A 9,193-nucleotide genomic window follows, 5' to 3' on the forward strand; every position below is an offset into this window, starting at 1 on the left:
GTGTTGTGTGTTGTGTGTGTGTTTTTCTAGTTGTTTGGGGGGGGTTCGGCGAGGCGCGCCGAGCTCTTGCGCGTGCTGTGAGCGCCCACCTCTCCCCTAGTTGGCGTTGCGGACCTGGGTTCGGCAGGAGACCGGTGCGCAGCGTCGACCGGCGAACGATTGAACGCACGCCGGTGGACTCGAGTAAGACCAGCAGGATCACGCGACTAGAGAAGGCGGTAACCAATGAAAATTCGAGACCTCCACAACGAATTCACCGCGGACCGCGCCGCCGCCGAGCGTGCCTACTATGGGAAATTCCTCACTCTCGAGGGAATCTCGATCCGAACAGGCGAAAGCCGATTTGGTACGCCGGTGATGGAGGTGTCAGATGTCCCCGACGGCCCCCACCTCGCCATCTTCGTGCTGCCGTTCGACCACCGAAAAAAGGAATCATTTCGGCTTGTGCGAAGCGTCCCCCTCGGCGTCACAGTCACCGTCAGGGGAGAATGTCGGGTCTTCAGCGAGGACGGAACAGTGCTGGTCATCAAGCAGTGCGAACTCCTCACCCCATGAGTCCCTGCGGGCCATTTCCCAGCCTGGGGCTGCCGCGCAGGAACGGACTGCAGGATTTCAGGGTCTTCTGGACAGGACTTGTCTCGAGCATGCGGATGGAGTCCAGCGCACTGAGACCATGGGCCAGGTAGTCATGCAGTTCAGTGGGCGTCCTGCACAAGACGAGGGCCACCAGGTTGGTCGGGCCGGTGGTAGAGGCCAGGAAGGCCAGTTCCCTGTGTTGGATCAGGGTTCTCGCCACCTGGTTCAGGTGCGCGGGGGCGACCGACATCCACAGCAGGGCTTGCGTTGTGATGCCGTACACCTCCGCACCGATCTCGACGTCGAAGGAGAGCATGCCGCCCGCCTGCAGAGCAGCGAGTCGGCGCGTAACGGTCGAGGATGACAGGCCGGTCTCGGCGGCGAGGTCTGTGTAGCTGATGCGGCCGTTACGCTGCAACGCGGTCAGCAGGTGCCAATCCGCCTGGGTCAGAGACGTGAGGGGCTCGTGTTCGTCAGCGCCAACTGACGAGTCGAATGCTTGGCGGAGTTGCTCCTGCTGCCCGTTGGTGAGAGCGGTCGTGTGCCCCTGCCATGCGGTGGGACCGCCTAGATAGGTATGCAGCAGGCGGTGCGCCGACACCTCGGTGATGCTGGCCGCGCGAGGGATCTCGTGGAACAGCAGCGAATGGTTCGCCGCGGAGTTCGTGACCGTGACGAAGCAGATTTCGTTTCCCCCGGACATCCGCCGTACCCATGTGGTGTCGTCACGACGAGCCAGGCTCTGCGCCACACGATCAGCGGTGTTCGGGCTGGCCGTGAGTCTCAGAATCCATTTCTCACCTGACGGTCGCCGCGGGTTCACCACCCCGACAACGCGAAGCGACATCTCGCTGCTCAGCCGCCGGTAGCGTCGGGCGACGGTTTGGGTGGAGACGTCCAGAACTTCGGCGATCCGGCTGAACGGCGCCCGACCGTCTATGCGCAGGGCGTGAATAATACGGTGGTCCAATTCATCGACCGTGGCGACCATTGCCTGCGGGCCAGGGACGCTCAGCAAGGTTTGCGACACCCGTTTTCCTCGGATAGCAAGGGATGGGAGCACCTCGACAGGCTTGGCGTTCCCGCGAACAGAGATTGTCAGCGCCTAACGGGCCGTGGCGCGTCTGGCCGATGGGCCGACGGTCCGAACAAGTTCAGGCAGCGTCTTCTCGAGACCCTTGAACCCACTGCTGGTCGCACGATAACCGTTGCACTGCACACGAACCCCCAGCCTGGACGCGAGCCGCCCCCATGCGCGGCCCAGCTGTGAAAATTAGATCACGGTCCGCAGTGGTCGGTCAAAGGTGGAGATCGCGGGCTCCCAGCAGCGCAGCGGAATCGCACCGCCGCGCTACCAGAAGCCCGCCTCATTCTTCGGCGCACGGAGACTACATCGTGGCGATGCCCTTGTTCCACATGAGGAAGTCGCCGAGGAACCCGTCGTGGGGGACCCCGGACGCCATCCAGTGGGTGTGCCGGTCGCCGAGGTAGACGTTGCGGATCGTCGGCTCGTCCACCAGTCGGCCCACCAGCTCGTCGTCGCGAGTCAGCACGGTGAGCACCAACGTGTCACGCAATGGGACGACACCGGCGGTGCGTGTCCAGGGGGCCACCCAGACGCAGGGGAACGGCAGCTCGACGCCGATCTGCGGGGCGGTGGGGTCGCCCACCTCGTACACCGCCGGACGGAGGGCTGCGCTGCCGTCGCCGAGTTCGTCGACCACACCGTCACCGCCGAGCCACGCCCGCGCGCCCGCCGCGGTTTTCAGAAGATAGCTCTCGGTCGCACGGGCGGCCGATACCTGCTGAACTGGAAGGCTCGCCTTGGAGTTCTCCGGCGGCAGGCTAGGCATCGCGGCCAGTCGTTCGGCGATGGCCTCGGCGAGTGGACCGGGGTCGCCCTCGATGAGCACGGCACTGGTGTTCACGCAGCCGGTGCCGCCGTGGTCGGCCACCGACTCGACGATGACGTCGAGGTGCCGGCGCCAGTCGGTGTCAGCGGTGATGAGGATCTTCGACCGCCCCGGTCCCTGCGGTAACACCTGGCTGCCTCGGTATTTCGCCACGACGTCGGCACCGCCATAGACCATGCCCAGGTCCGCGCCGCCCAACACCGCGTCGGCGCCGACATGGTCGGTGGGCAGCAGTACCACGTGGTCGGCCGGGAATCCGGCAGTGCGCAGTGCGGTGATCAGCCGATACGGGGTGAACGGATCCCGGCTGGACGGGCGGACCGCAACCCGGTAGCCCAACGCGAGGGCCTCCGGCCAGATGGCGTGGGTGCCCGGATGGTTTCCGGCCGCGTGGACCGCGAACACCGACCCGCGCCGGACCCAGACAGCTCGACCGGCTCGCGTGGAAGGATGCCGCCAGTCCGCCGACGCTCCCCTGGGCCGGGCGTGGTGCGCGCTGTCGAAGGCGTTCGCCACCCGCTGCGCCACTGAGCCGTTCGCCTGCCGCACCGACGAGATCGGCACCCCGCCGGCCCGGCTGACCGCATGCTGGTAGTCCGCCGGGGACAGCCCGCCAATGGTGGCATGCTCGAACAATTCAGCTGCCTCTGCCAGTAAGGCGGCCCGGTCTGCCGCCGGCAGCGTCTCGGCCCGGTGCAGCGCGGCCATCGCTCGATGGACGAACACCGGCGGGACCAGACTCACCTCGGCGAGGCCGGCACCGCTGACGTCGGTGACCGACAGCCGGTTCACCGCCCGGAACTCACCGGACGGCCCCAGCGCTGGAATGTCGATCGGGGCACTGCCGGTCATCAGTACACGCCCTCGATAACGGCCTCGTCCTCGAAGGTGGCGACCGGCGCGATGTCGGCCACCGAGTCGCCGACGGCGCCCATGACCGGCGGCATCCGGGTCGCCAGATCCCGTTCGAGGTTGTTGGGGAGAAGGAAGGACTTGCTCACATGGTTGACGACGACCTGGCCACGCTGCCCGTACGGCACGGGCTCGCCCGTCTTCGCGTCGACGACCGTGAAGGTGACGTACGGCGAGAAGGGGTCGAAGACGCACGGCGAGCCGCTGTCCAGGCCCGCGCGTTCACCCGCGACGCCGATCATCATCGTGCTGCCGTACTCGCCGCACATCACTATGTCCGGGAAGATTTCGTTCTTGAACAGGTTGCGCGAGTCCGGGTCCATCTGCGTCCCGCCCCAGCGGATCGCCTTGACCTTGGAGTTCACCAAGTCGACCAGCGCGTCGTCGCGGGCGATGCGCTCCAGCAGCGGCGGGGTGATCGTGAGGAGGCCGACATCCTGGGTGCGCAGCACGTCGACAGCCTGATCGATGACATGCCCGGCGTAGGCGTCGGCATCGGCGAACCGCTTGTCGGCGATGAGCTTCTTGACCCAGCGCGGGTCCAGGTCGATCGTGAAGCCGTGCGTGCCGTGCGTGCGGGCGTGCTGATGGAACAGCGCGGCGACAACATGCGGGCCGGTGGGGATGATCCCCAGCCAGTTCACACCGCGGGCGACACCGTGCTTGTCCAGGTGTGCGTTGCTCCACGACACCATGCGGTCCATCCAGTCACGCATCAGCACGACCCGCTTCGGGGTGCCCGTGGTGCCACCGCTTTCGTAGAACCCGATCAGGTCCGGAACCTTCCCGTAGCCCTTCGGAATCAGGTCCTCGGCCCGGGCTTCGCGCAGTTCGGGCGCGACGTTCGGGAACAGCCGCAAGTCCGAGTGGGTCCGCACGTCGGCTCGCGGGTCGAAGGCGAGCGTCTTCGCACGCTCCAGCCAGAACGCGCAGCCGGTCTCAGGGTTGAAGTGCCATTCCATCGCCGCCCGGATGAACTCATCCGGGTCGGGAGTGACATCGAAGGGGAGATCCAAGATCGTCTCGGTCGCAGTTGTCATCGGCTGTAATGCCTTTCTCTCTCAGTGTGTCGGTGAAGCCGGTTTCCGGTCGTTCTCAGGGCTGCAGCCGACTCGTCTGCCAGCCGTCTGGACCGTGGTCGTACCGCAGGCGACGGTGCAGACGGTCGGACGCCGCGCTCCAGAACTCGACCACGGTCGGCCTCAGGCAATAGCCGACGAAGGAATCCGGCCGCGGAAGCGCCCGGTTCTGCATCTCGAGCTCGAGGGCCTCGGCCCGCAGCGCCGCTACGTCTGCCAGGGGTGCGCTCTGATGACTGACGCTCGACATGGCGTGCAGCGGGATCGGCCGGGCCGACCACAACGCGTCGGACTCGCCTTCCGGCAGCGGCGCTACCGGGCCGGACAGTATGAGTTGCTGACCGGTCTCCCGCCAGTAGAGCAGCCCGGACGCCCAGCCTGTCGCGGCCATCTCACGGCCCTTCTGACTGTCGCTGTGGCTGGCGAAGACCAGTCCTTGATCGGTGATCGAGATGATCACCACGATGCGGTTGGAGGCGATGCCACCGACATCCGCGGTGGCCAGTGCCAATGCCCTCGGTTCGCGGACACCGCGCTCGACGGCGTCTTCCAGCCAGTTACGCACCAGGTCCAGCGGCTGCATCGGTGGCCGGTCGTACTCGGGGAAATCGAGATCGACGGCGCCCCCGAGTGACTCGAACCGGCTCGATGTCGAGCTCGTGCCTTCTAGCTTCATATCGTGCTGACCCGTGACCATGCAGGGCTCCTTGCTGAATTCGGGTACTACTAGATGCAGAGAGTTCCGCGAGCGACGATGACGCCGTGGCCGCTGACGTTCACGGCCGAAGCCTGCTCGCCGCCGCCCCAGGCGATGGCCCGCATCAGCGAAGGGCGTCCCAGTTCGATTCCCTGTTCGATCTCGATGTCCTGCTCCCATCCGGCCAGACCGTGTCTGGCCAGGTGGATCGCCAGCGGTCCGGCGGCGGAACCTGTCGCCGCGTCCTCGACCACCCCGTAGGCCGGCGAGAACATCCGGATTCGCCATCGCGCGCCGGCACCGGCGAAGCAGTTGACCGCCATGTCCGGAAAGCGGGCCAAGGCCCGGTGGTCCGGGAACAGCGCGGAGAGCGCGGGAATGTCCGGCAGTCCGACGAACACGTGCCGCGGCCCGTTCCGATAGGCCTCCACCGGCGCGATCGACGTCTCCACGCCGAGCGCCGCCAGCAGTTCGGGGCCGTGCTCGTACAGCTCCCATCGGGGCAGCGGCTGCTCCATCCAGACCTCCGTGGCGCCGTCGTCGGTCCCGAGCCGGAACGGGATGACACCCACTGCGGTCTCCAGTTGCAGCTTGTCTTGGCCGAGCTTCTCGGCGAGCGCCACGGCCGTGCCGAGCATCGGGTGCCCGGCGAAAGGCAGCTCGTTGACCGGCGTGAAGATGCGGATGTGAGCGTCGCCGCCGCACTTCGGCGGCAGGACGAAAGTGGTTTCCGACAGGTGCATCTCATTGGCGATGCGTTGCATCAGGTCGGTGGTGAGGTCCTCGCTGTCGAAGAACACGGCGACTGGATTGCCGTCGAGCGGCCGACGGGCGAACGCGTCGACGACCACATAGTCATGCATGCTGATTCCGCTCGGGATAGTCGGTAAGGGATGATGGGCGGGGATTCCGCGAGTGATTCCCCTCGGCTGTGGCGACCACTTCGAACTGTGTCCGGTGGGTCGGTGGACGGCCGATCAGCTCCGCTGCCCGGTTCGGTGGCCGCGGCCGATCGGCGGGACGGTCTGGGGCCCACCACATCACCGCGCCCCAACGATTGTTCTCCCGGTCCGCGATCCAGAGCTTCACGCGCAGGCCCTCGACCTCGTACCAGGCATCGATCGAGCTCCGCATGTCCTGTTCGAGCGACTCGATCGTCGCGGCGGAATCGGCCAGATCCCACCACACGATGGTGACTGTCATTGGTCGAGCACCCCACGGATCAAATCCGCGATCAGGCGCGGCCCGTTGACGGTGAGCACCGACTCCGCATGGAACTGCATCGACGCGAAACGCGGGCCGCGCAAGGCGTACACCTCGCCGGTCTCGGCGTTCTGACTCACCGCGACCGGGCCGATCCCGTCGACCTCGATCTTGTCCTGATCACAGAAGGCTGCGAAGGTGTTGTAGAAACCGACCCGCTCGCGGACGCCGAACAGGTCCACCTCCCGCGCCAGACCCTGGTTGGGCGGCTCCAGGCGGCGCAGTTCGAGGCCGAGCCGGATGCTGAGTACCTGGTGACTCAGGCATACGGCGAGCACCGGACGCTGTGCCGCCAGCGCGGCGTCCAATGCCGACCGAAGGTGAGCGATCTTGGGGTGCGCGGCGATCCGCGGATCCCCGGGGCCTGGACCCAGCACGATCAGGTCGTAGCTGTCCATGTCGTAGGGCTCGTCGAAGCGCCGCACCTCCACCGCTAGCCCGAGCGACTCGAGTTGCGCGGCCAGCATCGCGGTAAAGGTGTCCTCGGCATCGATGATCAGGGCCGACACATCAGGCAGCTTCGGCACTCCCGAGCAGAGTGGGTCGCGTTGCCCGATCCAGAAGTCGGAGACCCTCTCGTTTCGACGCAGCAGCGCGGCCCGGACCTCCGGATGCGTCCCGAAACCGGTGGTGCCTGCCTGCGGCTCCAACGCGTCGAGCAGGCCGGCGAGCTTTGCTCGGGTCTCGGCTGCCTCGGCCGACGGGTCGGAGTGGCGGACCAGGGTTGCGCCGACGTCGATCCGCATCCGGCCGCCGGCGTCGATCTCGGCTGTGCGGATGAGGATCGAGGAGTCGAGCCGGCGATCGCCCTGCGGGTCGCGGCCGATCAGTGCGACGACACCGCTGTAATAGCGGCGACCGTGCGGCTCGTACCGCGCGATCACTCGGGCGGCGCTCTCCAGCGGGCTACCCGTGACCGTGGGAGCGAACATCGTCTCCCGCAGGATCTCCCGCACGTCCATCTCGGTCCGACCCTCGATCAGGTACTCGGTGTGCGCGAGCCGTTTCATCTCTTTCAGGTCCGGACCGACTATCCGACCGCCGTCAGGACAGATCCGCGACATCATTTTCAGTTCTTCGTCGACCACCATGAACAGCTCGTCCGTCTCCTTGCCGTCGGCCAGGAAGTCCAGGACGCCTTGGAGGGTAGGACCACTGCTCGGGTAGCGATAAGTACCGCTGATCGGGTTCATCACGGCGGTCCCGTCGCGCAGCGAGACATGCCGCTCGGGTGTCGCGCCGATCAGCGACCTTTCCCCGTCATGGATGATGAAGGTCCAGTAGGCCCGCTGTTCTCGCTGCAGCAGCCGCCGGAAGAACGAGAGCGCGGCCTGCGGCGTCCAATCGCTGATGTCTGCCAGGAAGGATCGCTTGATGACGAAGTTGGCACCCTCGCCCTTGCCGATCTCGTCGCCGACGATTCGCCGGACCAGGTCCGCGTAGGCGTCGTCGTCGAGATCGAAGTGCCCCCCGACCGCGACGGTCGGTGCATTCGGCAGGCGGTCGAGCGCGACGGCGACCGGCACCTGATCCTGGCTCCCGACGGTCATCACCAGCAGTGGCGTGCCGTCCTTCGGCGCATCGAATCCGCGCTCGGCCAGCTGCTGGTATGGCACGACCGCCAGGACATCCCAGCCCTCGGCATCGGCCGCGAGCGGGATCTCCGACAACGACGCCACCTCGCTCACCTCGCCCACCAGCACGTCGAGCATGCCCGCGACGCCACTCTCCGGTCGGCTGACGAGCGCGAAGGCGGAGGTCCGCGCCGTGAGGATCTGACCGAGCAGATCACGGTCGGCGGGCGCCGTCACTGGAGCACGTCCTCGGTCAGGACGACCATCGCGCAACACAGCGACGCATACGCGAGTGTGCTGTGGTGGTCGGCTTCGGTGAAGTCAGCGAGAGCATCGGCGACCAGGAACGGCTGGATGTCGTGGCTGAACGCATCCAGCGCTGTTGTCAGCACGCCGACGTGCGCGTACACGCCGGACAGGATGAGCTGGTCGCGACCGGCCGAACGCATCCGCGCCAACAGATCGGAGTTGTGGAACGCGCTGTAGCGCCACTTGGTCAGCAACCAGTCGGAAGCCTCCGGTGCCAGCTCGGGGACTACCCCGCGCTCGTGGGGTTCGGTGCTCATGCCGGGCCCCCAAAAGTCCTTCAGCAGGCCCCGCTGTCGGTCGGTCATCCCCCCTGGTTGTGCCGTATAGGCGATCGGCACGTCGAGGTCGACACACCGCTTGCGCAGCATCGTGCTGTTGTGCACCAGTTCGTCACGCAACGGCGAGGCCAGCGGCTTCAGGAAGAAGCTCTGCATGTCGTGCAGCAGGAGCACGGCACGTTCCGGATCGACGGTCCACTGCGCGACATTGGCGGGCAGCGTTGTTCGGGTAGGCATTGGATATGAGGGGATCTTCGGGATTCCAGCCATCGAGACGCTCCTTCCTTCTCAGTTCCCGGTCAGTCCGGTCGGCACGGCTCGGGCTGCACCGACTCGGTCCACTGCTGTCGTCCACGCGGCGACCACGTCGGCGGCCTGGGTGGCGTTGAGCCGGGGGTCGCACAGACTCGTCCACCGTCCGGTACCCCGCCGTGCCACGAATTCGTCGTCGACCCCCACCAGCACCGCGGGCCGCGTGGGTGGGGGGGGGGTGGCCCCCGCCCCCCCCCCCGCGCGGGGGGGCCCCCCCCCCGCCCGGCGCGGCGGCTACGGCCACCCCGACCACATCCGCGCCCACCAGATCACCACCGAC

The 9,193-nt window shown here is 66.8% G+C and carries 9 protein-coding genes; 1 reads left to right on the top strand and 8 read right to left on the bottom strand.

Annotation, left to right across the window (positions count from 1 at the left end):
• Positions 1-225 precede the first annotated feature (225 nt).
• A complete protein-coding gene (locus tag ACFWPJ_RS16215; RefSeq protein ID WP_378852022.1) occupies positions 226-555 on the top strand; it encodes a hypothetical protein in 330 nt (109 codons plus the stop codon).
• On the opposite strand, the gene ACFWPJ_RS16220 is transcribed toward ACFWPJ_RS16215, so the two are convergent.
• The 8 genes from ACFWPJ_RS16220 to ACFWPJ_RS16255 all read right to left on the bottom strand — a co-directional run bounded on the left by ACFWPJ_RS16220 (position 545) and on the right by ACFWPJ_RS16255 (position 8,871).
• Complete coding sequence (locus ACFWPJ_RS16220) at positions 545-1,606, bottom strand: Lrp/AsnC family transcriptional regulator (RefSeq protein ID WP_378852025.1); 1,062 nt, start codon at positions 1,604-1,606, stop codon at positions 545-547. The genes ACFWPJ_RS16215 and ACFWPJ_RS16220 overlap by 11 nt on opposite strands.
• A 358-nt stretch (positions 1,607-1,964) precedes the next feature.
• Entirely contained in the window at positions 1,965-3,341 is a 1,377-nt protein-coding gene (locus ACFWPJ_RS16225; RefSeq protein ID WP_378852027.1) for an aldehyde dehydrogenase family protein, read from the bottom strand.
• Positions 3,341-4,441 carry a phenazine antibiotic biosynthesis protein gene (locus tag ACFWPJ_RS16230; RefSeq protein WP_378852030.1) on the bottom strand — a complete coding sequence of 367 codons (1,101 nt, stop codon included), beginning with the start codon at positions 4,439-4,441 and terminating at the stop codon, positions 3,341-3,343. The genes ACFWPJ_RS16225 and ACFWPJ_RS16230 overlap by 1 nt, the downstream gene beginning before the upstream one ends.
• Before the next feature lie 55 nt (positions 4,442-4,496).
• The gene (phzG, locus tag ACFWPJ_RS16235) at positions 4,497-5,177 is read right to left on the bottom strand and encodes a phenazine biosynthesis FMN-dependent oxidase PhzG (protein WP_378852033.1); all 681 of its coding nucleotides are present in this window, start codon (positions 5,175-5,177) and stop codon (positions 4,497-4,499) included.
• 29 nt (positions 5,178-5,206) lie between these two features.
• The gene (locus tag ACFWPJ_RS16240; protein ID WP_378852036.1) at positions 5,207-6,028 is read right to left on the bottom strand and encodes a PhzF family phenazine biosynthesis protein; all 822 of its coding nucleotides are present in this window, start codon (positions 6,026-6,028) and stop codon (positions 5,207-5,209) included.
• 4 nt (positions 6,029-6,032) lie between these two features.
• Positions 6,033-6,380: a hypothetical protein gene (locus ACFWPJ_RS16245; RefSeq protein ID WP_378852039.1), complete on the bottom strand. Its 348-nt coding sequence runs from the start codon at positions 6,378-6,380 to the stop codon at positions 6,033-6,035.
• A complete protein-coding gene (locus tag ACFWPJ_RS16250) occupies positions 6,377-8,251 on the bottom strand; it encodes an anthranilate synthase family protein (protein ID WP_378852042.1) in 1,875 nt (624 codons plus the stop codon). Before ACFWPJ_RS16250 ends, ACFWPJ_RS16245 begins: the two co-directional genes overlap by 4 nt.
• A complete protein-coding gene (locus tag ACFWPJ_RS16255; protein WP_378852045.1) occupies positions 8,248-8,871 on the bottom strand; it encodes an isochorismatase family protein in 624 nt (207 codons plus the stop codon). The genes ACFWPJ_RS16250 and ACFWPJ_RS16255 overlap by 4 nt, the downstream gene beginning before the upstream one ends.
• Between the last annotated feature and the right edge of the window lie 322 nt (positions 8,872-9,193).

It is taken from the genome of Nocardia sp. NPDC058497 (assembly GCF_042720195.1).
Taxonomy (GTDB): domain Bacteria; phylum Actinomycetota; class Actinomycetes; order Mycobacteriales; family Mycobacteriaceae; genus Nocardia.

Coding starts and splice junctions, on each gene's coding strand:
- ACFWPJ_RS16230 (WP_378852030.1), bottom strand. CDS start 4,441: ATGACAACTGCGACCGAGACGATCTTGGATCTCCCCTTCGATGTCACT.
- phzG (WP_378852033.1), bottom strand. CDS start 5,177: ATGGTCACGGGTCAGCACGATATGAAGCTAGAAGGCACGAGCTCGACA.
- ACFWPJ_RS16255 (WP_378852045.1), bottom strand. CDS start 8,871: ATGGCTGGAATCCCGAAGATCCCCTCATATCCAATGCCTACCCGAACA.
- ACFWPJ_RS16225 (WP_378852027.1), bottom strand. CDS start 3,341: ATGACCGGCAGTGCCCCGATCGACATTCCAGCGCTGGGGCCGTCCGGT.
- ACFWPJ_RS16215 (WP_378852022.1), top strand. CDS start 226: ATGAAAATTCGAGACCTCCACAACGAATTCACCGCGGACCGCGCCGCC.
- ACFWPJ_RS16245 (WP_378852039.1), bottom strand. CDS start 6,380: ATGACAGTCACCATCGTGTGGTGGGATCTGGCCGATTCCGCCGCGACG.